Below are 15,674 nucleotides of genomic sequence, written 5' to 3'. Positions count from 1 at the left end.
GACGCCAAAAAATGCTGCAGTATTCGCGGTTTTGATGTGCTAAGGTGCCAGAAGAAGGTGGTCTGACTATTCTTTAGAAAAGGAAAAACCATGCGCCTGAACCCTTTCCCTGGCCGTCCCGCCGCCATCCTGTGCGCGCTGGCGCTGCTGTCGTCCGGCGCAGGCGCCGCCAATCCCCTGGATGCTCTCAGCAACCTGGATGCCAGCAATGGCTTGAAGGCGGCGCTGGAAGCCGGTTCGGCCGCCGCCGTTGCCAAGTTGGGCATCGAAAATGGTTTCCTGAACAACGACAAGGTCAAAATCAAGCTGCCCGGCATCCTGGAGCAAGCCAAACCCTTGCTGAAAATGACGGGCCGTGGCCAGCAGCTGGATGATCTGGTGGTGTCGATGAACCGTGCCGCCGAGTCGGCTGTGCCCATGGCCAAGCCCTTGTTGCTCGACGCGGTCAAATCGATGAGCGTGACCGATGCAAAGAATATCCTGTCCGGTGGCGACACGTCGGTGACGGACTTTTTCCGCCAGAAGACCTCTGCCCCCCTGGCCGTCAAATTCTTGCCCATCGTAAAATCCGTGACCGACCGTTCCGGCCTGGCCAGCAAATACAACAGCACCATGAGCCAGATCGGCAAGACGGGACTCGTGCCGCAGCAGCAGTCGACGGTGGAAGGCTACGTCACGGACCGTGCGCTCGATGGCCTGTACCTGATGATCGGCGAGGAAGAAAAAGCCATCCGTAGTAATCCGTTGGCCTACGGCAGCAAGATTATCGGCAAAGTGTTTGGCAGTTTGAAGTGATTGTTCCGGCGTGCCACCGTGCCGCAGGCGGTGTTTGCGCCGCGTAGATAGGTGTGGCGCAAGGGAAACAAGTTAAGCATTTGCTACAAGAAAACAATGTTAAAATTCTGCGACATACATTCCTGAGGCATGATTAAGCAACGATTTGATGCACGGGTGTGCCCAGTTTTAGTGGCGAACTGATGCGTGGCATTGCAACATGCCCGTCGGTTGGCCTTTTTTCGTTTCATTCACGTTTCCCCAAGCTCATTGATTTTCTGAATACATTCTCAGGAATTCCAGGTGCAGGATATTTTAGGTAGCCGGATTTGTTAAGCGTACTCAGAAAATCAATCAAATATACCTGGTGTGGCTGTCTGGTGCTTGGCGCGCCGTCGGCGATGGCCGCGACTCCGCGACTCGAATCATGGTGGTCAATCCGGGTATATCAACATGCCCAGTGCCGTGGTGGAAACGGACGGCACCTTCAGCGTCGGCTACAGCTACGACAGCCCGTATGGCCAGTTATGGGCCACGGCGAATATTCTGCCTTTCCTGCAGATGACGGGGCGCTATGTGTCGATCACGGGCATTCCCGGTTTTACCAATGTGCCCGGAGAATATGGCAGTGGCTATGGCCGCTACAAGGATAAGGTCGTCGACGGTAAATTGCGCCTGTGGACGGAAACGGAGTGGATGCCGTCTGTCGCCGTCGGCATGACGGACTTGTTCGGTACCGAGTTGTTCAAGGGCCAATATGTGGTTGCCACCAAGACTTTTGGCGCCAGCAAGAATATCGAAGCGAGCCTGGGCTATGCCCATAAACGCCCGGACGGCGTGTTTGCCGGCGCGCGCTGGACCCCAACGGCATTGCCGCGCTGGTCGGTGGTGGCCGAATACGATACCACCAATTACTTGCGCGATTTCCGCGCCAGCGAAACGGATGCGGGCAAGCGCCGCAAAGGCGCGTCCGTGGGCCTGGAGTACCGCTGGGGCTGGCTTGCCGTGCAAGCGGCACGCAGCCGCGACCAGTTCAGCGTGAATGCCTTTATCAGCATTCCGTTTGGCGAGCGCGAGTTTGTCCCCAAGGTGTATGAGCCAGCGTATTTCGTGGACGACAAGAATCCGCCACCGCTGCCGAGCAAGGAAGAATGGCACCGCGACCCCGTGTATGGCGCCGACCTGGTTAATGCCCTGGTAAAGCAGGACTACAAGAATATCCGTGTCGAGCAAGAGGGCAATGTTCTCAGCCTGAGCCTGACGAACAGCCGTATTTCGAACATGGGCCGCGCCGTTGGCCGTGCCGCGCGCACTGCTGTCGCCTTCACGCCGAAGGGCGTGACGACCCTGCGCATCACGTATACCAAGCTGGACCAGCCAGTCGCCACTTACGAATTCTTTGATTTGCCCAAACTGAATGACTATTTGGCAGGCAAGATCGACCGCAAGGCCTTCCTCGACGTCGTGCTGCTGCGCTATCCGGAGAAAAGCGATGTCATCCGGGACGACCAGCAAGGCTGGCTGCAGGAATTCCTCGACAAGCCGGCGCCTGTCGTGGCCGCTGCACCGGCACCTGCCATGGCACCTGCTGGCGTTGTGCCGACTGCGCCTGCCGTGTCCGCGCCGGTTGCCAGCAAGGCTGCCGATGTCATCAAGGACGACGGCAAGCTGGCCGTCGGCGTTGGCGTCGATGGCGACGTGGTGCAAATCAAATCGCTGGACCGGGAGGCGAACCGCTTCAAGGTCGCTCCCAAGGTAGGCTTCTTCTTCAACGACCCGAGCGGCGCCTTCCGCTATTCGATTTCGGCCGTGGCCAATTACGACCGCCGCCTGGGCGACGGCCTGTACCTGAATAGCGCCGCCAGCCTGCAGTTGCTGGAAACGGTATCGGGCGTCAAGCAGCCATCGAACAGTAACTTGCCGCACGTGCGTACCGATATCGCGGAATACTTGCGCGGCGGACGTTTTTCGCTGAGCCGCGTCTTGCTGAACAAATACAACAATCCCGCCGAGCGCGTATATACCCGCATGTCGGCCGGCCTGTATGAAGACATGTTCCGTGGTGTGGGCGGCCAGGTGCTGTACCTGCCGAAGGATAGCCGCTGGGCGGCCGACGTGGCCGTCGATGCCTTGCAGCAGCGTGGTTACAAAGGCTTGCTCGATTCGCGCGACTACAAGACGGTAACGGCGATCGGCTCGCTGCACTACCGCTTGCCGCACGACATTACCGTCACGGCACGCGCTGGCCGCTTCCTGGCTAAAGATACGGGCGTGCGCATGGAATTCAAGCGCCGCTTCCAGTCCGGTATCGAAGTCGGCGCCTGGTACACGCATACCAACGGCAACGATATCACCAGCCCCGGTACGCCATCGAAGCCATACCAGGACCGTGGCATCTTCATGTCCGTACCGCTGAACAGCATGTTGCCGATGGACACGCAATCGACGGCCGGTTTCGCCATCGCCCCATGGACACGCGACGTGGGACAGATGGTGGCTTCGCCGGGCGACCTGTACGACATGTTCGAGCGTCCGCGCGCCGACATGCACAGTTACGATGGCCTGGGTAACTTTGCCGAGCGCCCGGACGAACAGCACCTGCCTGCCGTCAATCCGCCGGACCGGCCTTTTGTCAGCCCATGGCCCGCCATGCGCGCGCGCCTGGAGCAATCCGCATCTGCTACGCCGAGCGCCCCTGAATGGCTCAAGGCGACGGCGGTGGTCGGCGGCGTAGTGGTGGCCTCCGCGCTGGCCGACAAACCGGTCGATCGTTTCGTGAAGAAACATGAAGATTCCAAGGTCTACCGCAACTGGGACAAGCTGGGCAAGGCCATGCCGTATGCGGCAGTGGGCGCCGCCGCCGCCGCTTTCGCCCTGGGCGATGAGCGCATGCAAAATACGGGACTCATTTCCCTGCAATCGGTTGCTGCGGCAACGGGCGTGGCGGTGGCTGGCAAATATGCGTTTGGCCGCGCCCGTCCGGAGGAAGACCGCGGAGCGTGGAGCCGCGTCGGCAGCGGTACGTCCCGCTCGAACTCCGCGTTCCCTTCCGCGCATGCCGCCATCGGCTTTGCCGCCGTGACGCCGTTTGCCAAGGAATATGATGCGCCATGGCTGTACAGCGTGGCCGCCGTCGGTTCCGCCGGCCGCGTATTTGGCCGCAAGCACTGGGTGTCCGATACGGTCGCCGGTGGCATCGTCGGTTACGCCATGGGTAGCTGGCTGTGGCACGCGCAGCGCGACCAGAGCAAATCGGGGTTGTCGATCAATCCCGGACCGAAAGAAATCAGCGTGACCTGGCAGGGCAAGTATTAAGCGCGCATGGCGCCCCTTTACTCATACAACATCATTTATCCAGACAAAGACCAGCATGAAAAAGCAACTTCGTACTTCCCCGCCTTTCGTGAAACACATGATTTTCTCGGCTTGCCTGCTGGGAATGAGTTCCGCTTTTGCACAGGATACTGATGCAATTGATATGCACAAAATGCAATCGATGGAAACCAGCAATGGCCTGCCGGCCATTCGCAGCGCCCGTAGCGAGCAGCGGCAGGCGCAGAATCCGCCCGCCAGCCGTCCGGCCAAACGCGCCGTTGCTGAAGTCGGTGCATTTGAGCTCTATGCGGAAGGCGTGACTGGACAAAAATTGAACATGTTCGGCAAGGACTTGTTCAGCGATGTACCATCTACCTTCGCGCCCTTCGATGGCGCGCAAGTGAACCAGGACTATGTCATCGGCACGGGTGACGAGTTGCAGGTACGCGGCTGGGGCATGGTCGATATCGACGTCAGCGCCACGGTCGACCGCAGCGGTGCAATCTTCATTCCCCGCGTCGGCTCCATCAAGGTCAGCGGCGTGCAGTACAAGGACTTGCAGGGCTATCTGAAGAAAGCCATTGGCAAGATCTACACCAATTTCGACCTGACGGCGAGTATCGCGCAAACGCGTGCCGTGCAAGTGTACGTGGTTGGCCATGCGGTGCGCCCTGGCACCTATACCTTGAATTCCATGAGCACCCTGCTCAACGCCCTGTTTACCTCGGGTGGGCCGGACGCCACCGGCAGCATGCGCAACATCCAATTGAAGCGTGGCGCACAAACCGTCAGCACCTTCGACTTGTACGACATGCTGGCCAAAGGCGACAAGAGCCGCGATGTGAGCCTGCGCGACGGCGATGTCATCTATATTCCGGAAGTCGGTCCCCTCGTGGCCTTGACGGGGAATGTAAAACAGCCCGCTATTTTTGAATTGAAAGGCAATGCCAGCCTGGCCGATGTATTGAGCTGGGCCGGCGGCTTTGATTCGGCAGCGGAAACCAAGCAGGTTATCGTTGAAAAGAACGTCGACAATCAATACAAGACGGTGGTGGAATTGATCGCCGACAAAGCTGTCATCAGCGGCCAGTTGGCGAATATCCAGGTAAAACCAACCGACGTGCTGCGTGTGTTTGCACCGGGCGCGGTGCCGGTGCAAGCGCAAATCCAGAATGAATACGTGCGCGTGGCCGGCGAAGCCAAACAGAGCGGCATCTTTCTCCTGAAGAAAGGCGAGACCTTGCGCGAGTTGGTCGCTCGTGTAGGGGGGGCGAATGAAAACGGCTATTTGTATGCGACACAGCTGAACCGGGAATCAGTACGCCGCGCCCAGCAAGCCAAGTTGAATGAAGTGGCTGACCGTTTCGAGCGCGACCTGGAATCGAATGCTACCCAGCGTATGGCCGCCTCTGGCGACAAGGAAAATGCGGCAAAAACCGCTGCCGAGGTGGAGCAGCAGCGACGCATCGTGCAGAAATTGCGCACCATCAAGGCCGAAGGCCGTATTGTGCTCGATTTGCCTGGCGTCGAAACGCAAATCAAGAACTTGCCCGACTTGCCCTTGCAGGATGGCGATACCATTCTGATCCCGCGCCGCCCGGGTACGGTGGATGTGCTGGGCTCGGTATTCCAGCAAAACGCTTTTGTTTACCGCCCACAGCGCACGGTGAACGATTATGTCCAGCAAGCCGGTGGTCTGACCACCACCGCGGATAAATCCGAGATGTATGTGATACGCGCGGACGGCACGGCCAAGAGTGGGCAAAGTACGGGCTGGTTTAGCGGTATTGGCGGCACGGCTTTGAATCCAGGTGATGCCGTGGTGGTGCCTGAGAAAATTGAACGCAGTACGTTCATGCAGAGTTTGAAGGAATGGACATCGATCTTTTATCAGTTTGGCCTGGGAGCGGCTGGCTTGAAAGTGTTGAAAGATTAAGCTGAAGAGCTGTTGATTATTGCGTTCCCCTTGTAGTGAAGGTAATGGCTAATATGACAGTTGCTTGCCCATTGCCTTCGCTTGACGGGCTATAACTGATCTCAGCGCATATTCATATTGTCAGATAATTGGTGTTAATTCAGTCTTCATTATTTAGTGAAAAAAATGAATCAAAAAAATCGTATTCATAGTCACGCGATTATCGAGCCAGGTGCTTCAATCGGTGATGAAACAAATGTATGGGCGTTTGCTCATATATTGCCAGGTGCAAAAATTGGCAACCAATGCAATATCTGCGATAATGTTTTTATCGAAAATGATGTCTTGGTTGGCGACCGCGTGACGATTAAATGTGGCGTCCAGCTGTGGGACGGTATCACGCTCGGTGATGACGTGTTTGTGGGGCCGAATGCAACATTCGCGAACGATAAATTTCCAAGAAGTAAACAATATCCAGAAGAGTTCAGCCGCACCATCATACGTAACGGCGCCTCCATCGGTGCCGGCGCAGTGATACTGCCTGGTGTTATTATTGCCGAGAACGCCATGGTGGGGGCCGGTGCCGTGGTAACCCGCAACGTTCCACCCCATGCCATCGTGGTGGGCAACCCCGCCCGCGTCATTGGGTATACCAACTCGACAGACATGGCACCGAAAACAGTGGCTGCCAGTCTCCCCCAACCGTGTCAGCCTTTACGAAAGACGGCGCGCTATGTCGTGTCGCTGGTGTGCGCCTGTATAAATTCCCTCTGATTAAAGATATTCGCGGCTCTCTGTCGGTCGGCGAGTTTCAGAAACAGATTCCATTCGATACCGAGCGCTATTTCCTGGTGTTTGATGTGCCCAGCAAAGAGTTGCGTGGTGAACACGCTCATCATGCCTGCCATCAATTTTTAATCTGCGTACATGGATCGTGTTCCGTTGTCGCCGATGATGGAAAAGTACGTCAGGAGTTCGTGCTCGATTCACCTGATCTAGGTATTTATCTGCCACCGAAAACCTGGGGTGTGCAATACAAGTACTCTGCAGATGCAGTACTGCTGGTATTTGCTTCACATTCTTACGATGCGAATGACTACATTCGTGATTACTCTGAATTTCTCAGTATCGTATCAGAATGATCTGAATAGAATGATGTATGCCTGACCTGGGTAATTGGTACGGAAATGGGAAAATAAATGATTGAGAAAACGTTAGTGAATGAGTCCGGTCAGTTGCCACGTGGCGGGGCTGCTATGAAAGCCGATACGAATGTAAATCTGCTGGATTTGCTGATTATTATTGTAAAAAATAAAAAGAAAATCTTGTTTTTTACCATAATTGTTATGGTGATAACTGCAGGTGTTACGCTATTGATACCGAATAAATTTACGGCGCGTGCCCAGGTATTGCCACCGCAATCCCAGTCGAGCGCCAATGCTTTGCTAGGGCAGCTTGGTAGTCTAGGGAGCCTGACTGGCGGTTCGCTGAAAAACCCGAATGATACCTATCTGGGTATTTTGAATAGCCGCACGATGGCCGACAGCCTGATTGAGCGGTTTAAACTGCAGCAAGTGTATGGAGTCAAGTTTGCTAGTGATGCCCGCCTGTACCTGCAAAGCGCAAGCAAAATCATGAGCAGCAAGGAAAACCTGATCTCCATCGAGTTTACCCATACTGATCCCAAGCTGGCCGCTGCGGTGACGAATGCATATATCGAAGAAATGCAAAAAATGACGTCGACACTGGCCATCACCGAGGCATCCAGGCGTCGTTTGTTCTTTGAGAAACAGCTGGAGAAGACCAAAGCTGACCTGGTTCAAGCAGAGACCGCATTACGCGCGATGCAAGAAAAAACCGGTGTGATCAAACTCAATGAGCAGGCAGAAGGTGCGATCAAGGCTGCAGCCACGATCAAAGCCATGATCGCTGCGAAGGAAATTGAAATCGGTACCTTGCGTACTTTTGTTACCGATAAAAGTGCTGAATTTATTCGCGCGCAGCAGGAACTTGCCGGGTTGCGTACGCAATTGAGCAAGATCGAAAGCGGGGTCAATGCTGGTCAGGGCGACAGCTCGCTGGCAGTGCGAGCGGTGCCGGAACTGGGCCAGGAATATACAAGAATTGTACGCGAGGTAAAGTATCAGGAGGCCCTGTTCGAAATGTTTGCCAAGCAGTTTGAATTTGCAAAAGTGGATGAAGCCAAGGAGGGCTCATTGATTCAAGTCCTGGACGCTGCGATTGTTCCTGAAAAAAAATCCAAGCCATCGCGCGCCGTGCTGGTGTTGATGGCGGGCGTCGCTGCCGCCATATTGGCTACCCTGTGGGCATTTCTGAACGAAGTTCGCTTGTACATGAAAGCTGATCCGGCTAACGCTGCACGCTATCAGTCGCTGAGAGAGTACGCGAAGTGGCGATAGTTCTTGCCGAGCTTGCCTAGCTGCATACCTGCATGATGGTTATTTTAAAAAATATAGAAATTCAATCGCCTTAACCCCGGTGCTGGTTGCGATACAGACAGGACAATTATGATTCCATTTTTAGATCTCAAATCCATTCAATTACAACAGGCCGAAGAGCTTAAGGCCGCTTTTTCCCGTGTTCTGGAATCCGGTTGGTATATCCTGGGTGAAGAAGTAAAGCAGTTTGAAAAGGAATATGCGGCTTATTGCGAGGCCGCGGAGTGCGTCGGCGTGGCGAACGGCCTGGATGCGCTGATCCTTGCATTAAGGGCGCTGGATGTCGGCCCTGGTGATGAAGTGCTGGTGCCATCGAATACCTATATTGCGACCTGGCTCGCTGTTAGTCATGTCGGTGCAACGCCAGTCCCCGTTGAGCCGGTGACCGGAACAGCCAATATGGATCCTCAACTGCTGAAGGCGGCGCTGACAGAGCGTACCAAGGCCATCATGCCAGTGCATCTATATGGACAGCCTGCGGAAATGGGGCCGATCATCAGCTTTGCTCGAGCCCACAATCTGAAAGTGATCGAAGATGGCGCGCAATCGCATGGTGCACGATATGCTGGCAAGCGCCTGGGTTCACATGGTGACGCCGTGACCTGGAGTTTCTATCCAGGAAAAAACCTCGGTGCATTGGGCGATGGAGGTGCGGTCACCACCAATAGCAAAGAACTGGCGGAACGCATCCGCGTGCTGCGCAATTATGGCTCCAAGGTCAAGTACCACAATGAAATGATTGGCTACAACTCGCGCCTTGATGAACTGCAGGCCGCTCTGTTGCGTGTCAAGTTGCCTGTTCTCGATGCCGGCAATGCCCACCGCGCTGCGATCGCCGCCCGCTATATGGCTGGCTTGCGTGAACTGCCGGGCCTGACGCTGCCAGAAGTGGCCAATAACTGTACTTCGGTATGGCATTTGTTCGTCGTGCGCCACGCGCAGCGCGACAAATTGGCCCAGCACCTGTCGGCCCACGGTATCGGTACCGTGATTCACTATCCGATTGCACCGCATCTGCAGCCTGCTTATGCCCACCTCGGCTACACGGCTGGCGCCTTCCCGATTGCGGAAGCGATGCATGCCGAAGTACTGAGTTTGCCGCTGGGCCCGACCATGTCGTTTGACGAGGTCGACCAGGTGGTGGAAGCCATTCGTAACTTCGTATTGCACCAGGCTGCTGAATGAGCTTGGTAAAAACCAGCCTGTTGAATGGTATTGCCGTGTGCGTGCGCATGGGGACTGGTTTGGTCTTGAATAAGATTTTTGCTATTTATTTGGGACCTGGAGGTTTTGCCGCAATTGGGCAACTCCAAAATTTTATCGCCATGGTGACGGCGTTTGCTGCAGGCGCCATTAATACAGGGGTGACCAAGTACGCCGCAGAGTACCATGACGCGCCGGAGAAGAAACTACGCTTGTTTCGTACGGCCGGGACACTGACCCTGATAGGGAGCATCCTGGGCGGCATCTTGTTAGTGATTTTTAACAAGCAGCTCAGTCAATGGCTGTTTGGTGGAAAAGATTACACGGAAGCCATGCTTTGGCTCGCCTTGTGTTTGTTGTTGATCAGCTTGAATGGTCTGTTACTGGCAGTGCTGGCCGGACAAAAAGAGGTGCGCAGGTATGTGGTGGCCAATATCGCCAGCTCGCTGGTTGGCCTGCTGGTGTCCGGTGGACTGGCCTGGTACATGGGCCTGCGTGGTGCCCTGATAGCATTAAGTTTGGGGCAGGCATTATCCTGGTGACGACTCTGTTGGCCTGCGGAAAGTTGTCCTGGTTGCGTCCGTCAGTGTTTTTCGGGCGCATGGATGGCGAAACGGTCAGGCTGCTGAGCAAGTTTATCGTGATGGCCGTTGTGACAGCAGCTGTAACGCCGCTGGCGCAGATGCTGATCAGATCTCATTTGATCGACAGTTTCGATGTCGCCCATGCCGGATACTGGGATGCTACCAATAAGATCAGCGTGATCTATCTGGCCCTGGTCACCACTACCCTGTCGCTCTATTACCTGCCGCGTATTTCAGAAGTCAAGGACGATAATGTTCTTCGCAAAGAAATCGGCGATGCATTCAAGCTGATTGTGCCGGTCGTCTCCGTGATCGCGCTGACAATTTATTTGTTGCGCGACATCCTGATCAGGATTTTATTCTCGCCGGATTTTCAGGAAGTATCTACATTGATGGGCTGGCAACTGGTTGGCGATGTGATCAAGACCGCCAGCTGGCTGCTGGGTTGTTCTTGTCGGCAAAGCCATGATGAAAATGGTGGTGGCGACAGAAATCATCTTTGCAGCCACGCTGTATTTTTTGACACTATTTTCGACGCATGAATACGGTTTCAAGGGAGCGGCGATCGCCTATGCCATCAACTATGTTTTTCATTTCATTACCATGTATTGCATCGTTATTGAATGGCGCCTGAAGAGGAAGTCGGCATGAAAGGCAAGAAAACCCTATATTTTCGTTTAAAACGGCGCCTGTACCATGAATTGATGGCCTTGATTCAGTGGCCGCGCATCAAGTTTTACCGCATGATCAGCACTGCAGTGGTTATCGATCATGGCGCCACGATTTTGCAGCCAGTTCTGTTTTCAGGAAAAGGCACGATTACGCTGGGCAAGTGCACATTGGGTTCGTTTCCCTCGCCGCTGTTCTTCTCCGGTTACATGCATATCGAGGCAAGAGAAGATGGCTCGCACGTAGTGATCGACGACGGTGTGTACATCAATAATTCAGCATGCATCATCGCCGAGCGCAGTTTGATTCATATCGGGCAAGACACCTTGCTGGGCCCTGAGGTCTGTATTTTTGATTCCGATTTTCATGGTTTGAAGCCGGAAACCCGGCACACCGGCCAGCATACCGCCAAACCGGTAGTCATCGGACAGAATGTTTTTCTTGGTGCAAGAGTGACGGTGCTTAAAGGTGTACAGATTGGGCGCAACAGCATCGTCGGCGCTTCGACGTTGATCAACAAGAATATTCCGGAGATGACGATTGCGACCGGCTGTACCTCGTATTCTGAAAGAAGATTGGAAAAGTAATAATATGCATGACGTAGCGGGAAAAGAGATAATCCAAGACATGGAAACGTGTCCCCTGGTGTCCATTATTGTCTTGACTTTCAATAGTGAAGCAACCCTGCTGGAGACATTGAATAGCTTGTTAAAACAAGAGTATTCACCAATAGAGATTATTATCTGCGATGATGGATCGAAAGATCATACCGTCGAGGTGCGACACAATGGATAGCTGAAAATGAACAGCATTTTCAGCGCGTGGTCATACTGGCCGCGGCAGCGAATCAGGGAATATGCAGCAATGTCCACAAGGGCTATGCTGAAGCAAAAGGAGTATGGATCAAGCCGATCGCTGGCGATGATTTTATTTTCCCCGGTGCAATTGCCCGCTATGTCGAGTTCGCGCAGAAAACCAATTGCGCCGTGGTCGTCTCGGCGGTCCTGCCGTTTGTTGATTCATCGAAGATAGATGTCTCCAAGGATAAGGTCATCCCTGGGCAGCAAGACATCGAGATCATTGCAGGCTCTTCAAGCGGGCTGCAGCAAGCCTTGTATGTGAGAAACCTGATCCCTGCCCCCGGGATATTGCTCAGACGCGCCGATTATAACGAGGTAGGTGGCATTGATCGGCGATTTTTTCATCTCGATGACTGGCCATTGTGGCTCAATTTGCTCGCCAAAAACAAGAACTTTGCTTATCTTGCCGAGCCCCTGTGGCATACCGGATCAGCGAGAGCACAATCTCTGCTGCAAGAAATGCAACCGGCATGAACCAGCAGTTTTTGGAAGATCACGTTACTTTATATAAAAATTATCAGATCGCCAATCTGAACGGGCTGCAACGCTGGGATAGAATGCTGGAAATTTTTCGTTTCAAATTAGCCAAAGGCGCATTAAGGCCGTACCCCAGAATATACCAGATGACCGGCTTGCTGCGATTGAGCAGTCCATTGTATGTCGCGTTGAAACTCGGCATTTCAAAAAATTCGCGTGAAAAACTGGATTCCCAGTTTGTCGCAAGATAATGTAATTCGAGCCAGGCGACTTCCCGGATTGACGATATAAAAATGAAGCCCATATTCCTGTTTTTTGCCCTGATCCTGCACGACCTGTCCACGTATCTGCGTGCTGCCGGCCGTCGCGCTCATTTACGCGCGCAAGGCGTACGGATTTCAAGAAGTACGATACTCGCTGTCGATCCCGGTTGCGTTTTCCGGATGGGGGCAGGTACATCGGTTGGTACAGGAACGTTGTTAATCGTTGCGAAGGACAGCATCACTGGTTCCCCAGCGGCCGTGTTGAAGGTCGGAAAAAACACGGCAATCAATGAGTATTGCAATATTCGTGCATCGGGCTGTCACATCGAGATCGGTGATAACTGCCTGTTCGGCCAGTTTGCTACCGTTATCGGCAGCAACCATGGCATTACGTCCTCATCGCTGATCCGTGAACAGGCATGGGATACCGAAAAATGTGGCGTGAGCATCGGTGATGATGTTTGGATCGGCTCGCATGCTGTGATACTGCCAGGTATCAACATCCACCAGGGGGCTATTATTGCTGCTGGCGCCGTCGTGGTTTCAGATGTGCCGGCCTATGAAATATGGGGCGGCATTCCGGCGAAAAAAATCAGCGTGCGGCCGCTAACCACAAGAAAGTTGCCTTCAGAAAATATGCTAGATAGCAAAAATAAATGAAAATATTATTTATCAACACCCTCTATTCCCCGCATATTGGAGGAGGTGCAGAAGTTATTTTGAAGTCGCTGGTCGAAGGAGTTGCAGAGCGCGGTCATGAGGTCTGTGTCCTGACTACCTGTGCCGATGAGGGCATTCATACCGAGATAGTGGACGGCATCAAGGTAATACGGGTCGGTATCAAGAATATTTACTGGAATTACAAGGCTGATAAAAAGCCGACCCTGCATCGCCTGTTCTGGCATCTGCGCGATATCTATAACGCAGGCATGGCGGCAATGGTCGACAAGATCATGCGCGAATTCCAGCCGGATGTCGTCAATACGCACAATGTAGTCGGTTTTTCAGCGGCAATCTGGCCTGTCATCAGGAAGCACGGCGTACCGATTATCCAGGTATTGCATGATCAATACGCGCTGTGTCCCAATTCAAACATGTTCAAGGCCGGCCAGCCTTGCGAGACACAATGTACTAAGTGCAAGATTTTCAGAATACCTCACAAGACGCTGTCGAACAATGTCGATTGCATCGTCGGCGTCAGCGATTTTGTACTAAAGCATCATTTACGCAATGGCCTGTTTACGCAAGCCAAGATCAAGACCGCCATCATCAATGCAAAGTCGTTCAAGTCCGTCTCCTTGCCTAAACCCTTTGCTGGTCGGAAGAATGTTCGCTTTGGTTATATCGGCGGGCTGGTTCCGGCGAAAGGCGTGGAACTTTTATTGCGGACGTTTTCGCATCTGGCCGGGTTGACCGACATCAGCCTGGTGATTGCCGGATCGGGGCCATCGGACTATGTTCGCGAACTGGAACAATACAAAACTGACAATCTCCGCTTTTTGGGCTACAGCTCGCCGGAAGTTTTTTTCAGTAATATCGATGTGCTGGTAGTGCCATCGCTGTGGAATGACACGCTGCCGACCGTGGTATTCGAGTCGCTGGTCAATGGCGTACCTGTTATTGGCAGCTCGCGCGGCGGTATCCCTGAAATGATTGAGGATGGCAAGAATGGCTTCCTGTTTGACCCCGACCGGCCGGAGGAACTGGCTGGTTTGATCAGGAAGATTTCGGCCCAGCCGGCGTTACTCGATGCAATGCAACTGGCGGCATTGCAGTCTGCGCCACGATTTATGGATGTAAAAGCATGGATTGATCAATATATCAACCTGTTTTTCGAAATGCAAAGCAAGAATGATTGATTTTCATGAATTCACTGAAATTTGATGAGTCATTAAAAAAATATTGAATGGCATAATAAAATGGTCAAGCGTTTTTTAGATTTGCAATATCCAGGCGTGTTTATCCTGGTATTGATGTGCCAATTAACCGATGTTGGTTTTTACGGCATCAAGGCCGGCGAAATGATCGTCCTGCTGGCATTTCCTTTTGTTTTGCTGAATCTTGGCGCCATAAGAAACTCGAAAATCATGGTATTCATCTACCTGTTCATTTTCCTGTTTGTCTGCACATTGATAAAAAATCCAATAGTGGATTTTTACCCTCCGGCAGCAGTAGATAATTTCTTCAAAGAATCCTATGTGATTTCCTTGATTCGCTTTATTGAGCTGTTGCTATGCGCCGTTGCTTTTGTCTATGTTTATATTCTGTGCAGCAAGCTGAAGAATGCGCATGATATTTTGAATGTTTTTTTGAGGCAAAATGCCGCATTCGGCTTGTTTTTCATTGCCGCGTTGGCACTGGCTTATGCAGGTGCTGATCTTGGCCTCACTTATGGAAAAAGCCATCGTCTGAAAGGGTTTTTTGTGGAAGGTGGGCCGCTTGGTGTTTTCTATGCCTCGTTGCTATGCCTGGATCTGGTCGCGAATCGCAAAGTCACCATCTCGTCGATTATTTTTCTCATCGTCATCCTGGCTGCGCAATCCAAGGCAGCAATTTTTCTGCTGGTGATATATTTCTTTATCTATGCTTTATTCAGCGAGCAAAGCATGAAGAAAAAGTTGGTTCCGATCCTGTTTTCATTACTGATCGCCGCGGTCGGCTATGTATTTTACGGTGATCTGGTCATGGGATATATCATGGATTCAATGAATATCCAGCAATCTCTGATCGGACGGGAAGACGATCCAAATATCGTGATGGGACGTATCAGCGGTGCTTTTATTGGCTATAATATCATTCTTGATAATCCAATTTTTGGCGTCGGACTGGGAAATTATTCATTAGTGCGAAATAATCCGGATTATCTGGGGTTGTTTCCGGTAGTCGATCAGTGGGATCTTACAGGGTTGGGCATGTATACAATTCAGGTGGAAAATGGCCTGCTCGGAATTTTGGCATTTGCCTTCTCCTTCAGGTATTTTTACAAAAAACTGATTTACTCTATTCCCAAGTCGATTTCTATTATTCCGATAATTTGCATATTTTTTGGAACTCAATTTTATTTCCTTTATATCTGGGTTATTCTTGGTTTTGCCATGGGAATTTCAAGATTTGGTGCCGAAGAAAAAGATACGGCGATTGGCTGATTTGTGTTC

16 protein-coding genes are annotated in these 15,674 nt (G+C 52.7%); all 16 read left to right on the top strand.

Features of this window, described 5'->3' with window-relative positions; all coding sequences use genetic code 11:
• Positions 1–90: 90 nt before the first annotated feature.
• The 16 genes from ACQVLG_RS05235 to ACQVLG_RS05160 all read left to right on the top strand — a co-directional run bounded on the left by ACQVLG_RS05235 (position 91) and on the right by ACQVLG_RS05160 (position 15,665).
• Positions 91–795 (top strand): DUF4197 domain-containing protein, encoded by a 705-nt coding sequence (locus ACQVLG_RS05235; protein ID WP_474293239.1) that lies wholly within the window; start codon positions 91–93, stop codon positions 793–795.
• 432 nt (positions 796–1,227) lie between these two features.
• On the top strand, positions 1,228–4,089 hold the full coding sequence (locus ACQVLG_RS05230; protein WP_474293237.1) for a YjbH domain-containing protein: 2,862 nt from the start codon (positions 1,228–1,230) through the stop codon (positions 4,087–4,089).
• Between the two features lie 163 nt (positions 4,090–4,252).
• Complete coding sequence (locus ACQVLG_RS05225; RefSeq protein ID WP_474293235.1) at positions 4,253–6,025, top strand: SLBB domain-containing protein; 1,773 nt, start codon at positions 4,253–4,255, stop codon at positions 6,023–6,025.
• A gap of 165 nt (positions 6,026–6,190) precedes the next feature.
• Positions 6,191–6,778, top strand: coding sequence for an acyltransferase (locus tag ACQVLG_RS05220; RefSeq protein WP_474295545.1), 588 nt, complete (start codon positions 6,191–6,193; stop codon positions 6,776–6,778).
• Positions 6,754–7,146, top strand: coding sequence for a sugar 3,4-ketoisomerase (locus ACQVLG_RS05215; protein ID WP_474293233.1), 393 nt, complete (start codon positions 6,754–6,756; stop codon positions 7,144–7,146). Before ACQVLG_RS05220 ends, ACQVLG_RS05215 begins: the two co-directional genes overlap by 25 nt.
• Before the next feature lie 57 nt (positions 7,147–7,203).
• The gene (locus tag ACQVLG_RS05210; protein ID WP_230539146.1) at positions 7,204–8,424 is read left to right on the top strand and encodes a GumC family protein; all 1,221 of its coding nucleotides are present in this window, start codon (positions 7,204–7,206) and stop codon (positions 8,422–8,424) included.
• Positions 8,425–8,532: 108 nt separating this feature from the next.
• The gene (locus tag ACQVLG_RS05205; protein ID WP_230539145.1) at positions 8,533–9,648 is read left to right on the top strand and encodes a DegT/DnrJ/EryC1/StrS family aminotransferase; all 1,116 of its coding nucleotides are present in this window, start codon (positions 8,533–8,535) and stop codon (positions 9,646–9,648) included.
• Positions 9,645–10,208 (top strand): oligosaccharide flippase family protein, encoded by a 564-nt coding sequence (locus ACQVLG_RS05200; protein WP_474293231.1) that lies wholly within the window; start codon positions 9,645–9,647, stop codon positions 10,206–10,208. Before ACQVLG_RS05205 ends, ACQVLG_RS05200 begins: the two co-directional genes overlap by 4 nt.
• On the top strand, positions 10,205–10,792 hold the full coding sequence (locus ACQVLG_RS05195; RefSeq protein WP_474293229.1) for an MATE family efflux transporter: 588 nt from the start codon (positions 10,205–10,207) through the stop codon (positions 10,790–10,792). The genes ACQVLG_RS05200 and ACQVLG_RS05195 overlap by 4 nt, the downstream gene beginning before the upstream one ends.
• A 105-nt stretch (positions 10,793–10,897) precedes the next feature.
• Positions 10,898–11,506 carry an acyltransferase gene (locus ACQVLG_RS05190; protein ID WP_474293227.1) on the top strand — a complete coding sequence of 203 codons (609 nt, stop codon included), beginning with the start codon at positions 10,898–10,900 and terminating at the stop codon, positions 11,504–11,506.
• A 4-nt stretch (positions 11,507–11,510) separates the two neighbouring features.
• Complete coding sequence (locus ACQVLG_RS05185) at positions 11,511–11,714, top strand: glycosyltransferase family 2 protein (protein WP_474293225.1); 204 nt, start codon at positions 11,511–11,513, stop codon at positions 11,712–11,714.
• Positions 11,675–12,253, top strand: coding sequence for a glycosyltransferase (locus tag ACQVLG_RS05180; RefSeq protein WP_474295543.1), 579 nt, complete (start codon positions 11,675–11,677; stop codon positions 12,251–12,253). Before ACQVLG_RS05185 ends, ACQVLG_RS05180 begins: the two co-directional genes overlap by 40 nt.
• Positions 12,250–12,507 carry a hypothetical protein gene (locus ACQVLG_RS05175; RefSeq protein WP_474293223.1) on the top strand — a complete coding sequence of 86 codons (258 nt, stop codon included), beginning with the start codon at positions 12,250–12,252 and terminating at the stop codon, positions 12,505–12,507. Before ACQVLG_RS05180 ends, ACQVLG_RS05175 begins: the two co-directional genes overlap by 4 nt.
• Before the next feature lie 42 nt (positions 12,508–12,549).
• Positions 12,550–13,179, top strand: a complete 630-nt coding sequence (locus ACQVLG_RS05170; protein ID WP_329958045.1) for an acyltransferase — start codon at positions 12,550–12,552, stop codon at positions 13,177–13,179.
• Positions 13,176–14,378: a glycosyltransferase family 4 protein gene (locus ACQVLG_RS05165; protein ID WP_230539141.1), complete on the top strand. Its 1,203-nt coding sequence runs from the start codon at positions 13,176–13,178 to the stop codon at positions 14,376–14,378. Before ACQVLG_RS05170 ends, ACQVLG_RS05165 begins: the two co-directional genes overlap by 4 nt.
• Positions 14,379–14,438: 60 nt before the next feature.
• Positions 14,439–15,665 carry an O-antigen ligase family protein gene (locus ACQVLG_RS05160; RefSeq protein WP_474293220.1) on the top strand — a complete coding sequence of 409 codons (1,227 nt, stop codon included), beginning with the start codon at positions 14,439–14,441 and terminating at the stop codon, positions 15,663–15,665.
• Positions 15,666–15,674: the final 9 nt, after the last annotated feature.

The organism is Janthinobacterium sp. TPC_1 (assembly GCF_056037845.1).
The sequence above is the reverse complement of the archived record's forward strand: the minus strand, read 5'-3'. Positions and strand labels throughout refer to the sequence as shown.

Excerpts from the sequence above, each read along its gene's own strand:
- ACQVLG_RS05165 (WP_230539141.1), top strand. The coding sequence starts at position 13,176 with ATGAAAATATTATTTATCAACACCCTCTATTCCCCGCATATTGGAGGA.
- ACQVLG_RS05185 (WP_474293225.1), top strand. The coding sequence starts at position 11,511 with ATGCATGACGTAGCGGGAAAAGAGATAATCCAAGACATGGAAACGTGT.
- ACQVLG_RS05160 (WP_474293220.1), top strand. The coding sequence starts at position 14,439 with ATGGTCAAGCGTTTTTTAGATTTGCAATATCCAGGCGTGTTTATCCTG.
- ACQVLG_RS05190 (WP_474293227.1), top strand. The coding sequence starts at position 10,898 with ATGAAAGGCAAGAAAACCCTATATTTTCGTTTAAAACGGCGCCTGTAC.
- ACQVLG_RS05220 (WP_474295545.1), top strand. The coding sequence starts at position 6,191 with ATGAATCAAAAAAATCGTATTCATAGTCACGCGATTATCGAGCCAGGT.
- ACQVLG_RS05170 (WP_329958045.1), top strand. The coding sequence starts at position 12,550 with ATGAAGCCCATATTCCTGTTTTTTGCCCTGATCCTGCACGACCTGTCC.
- ACQVLG_RS05205 (WP_230539145.1), top strand. The coding sequence starts at position 8,533 with ATGATTCCATTTTTAGATCTCAAATCCATTCAATTACAACAGGCCGAA.
- ACQVLG_RS05175 (WP_474293223.1), top strand. The coding sequence starts at position 12,250 with ATGAACCAGCAGTTTTTGGAAGATCACGTTACTTTATATAAAAATTAT.
- ACQVLG_RS05225 (WP_474293235.1), top strand. The coding sequence starts at position 4,253 with ATGCACAAAATGCAATCGATGGAAACCAGCAATGGCCTGCCGGCCATT.
- ACQVLG_RS05200 (WP_474293231.1), top strand. The coding sequence starts at position 9,645 with ATGAGCTTGGTAAAAACCAGCCTGTTGAATGGTATTGCCGTGTGCGTG.
- ACQVLG_RS05235 (WP_474293239.1), top strand. The coding sequence starts at position 91 with ATGCGCCTGAACCCTTTCCCTGGCCGTCCCGCCGCCATCCTGTGCGCG.
- ACQVLG_RS05230 (WP_474293237.1), top strand. The coding sequence starts at position 1,228 with ATGCCCAGTGCCGTGGTGGAAACGGACGGCACCTTCAGCGTCGGCTAC.
- ACQVLG_RS05210 (WP_230539146.1), top strand. The coding sequence starts at position 7,204 with ATGATTGAGAAAACGTTAGTGAATGAGTCCGGTCAGTTGCCACGTGGC.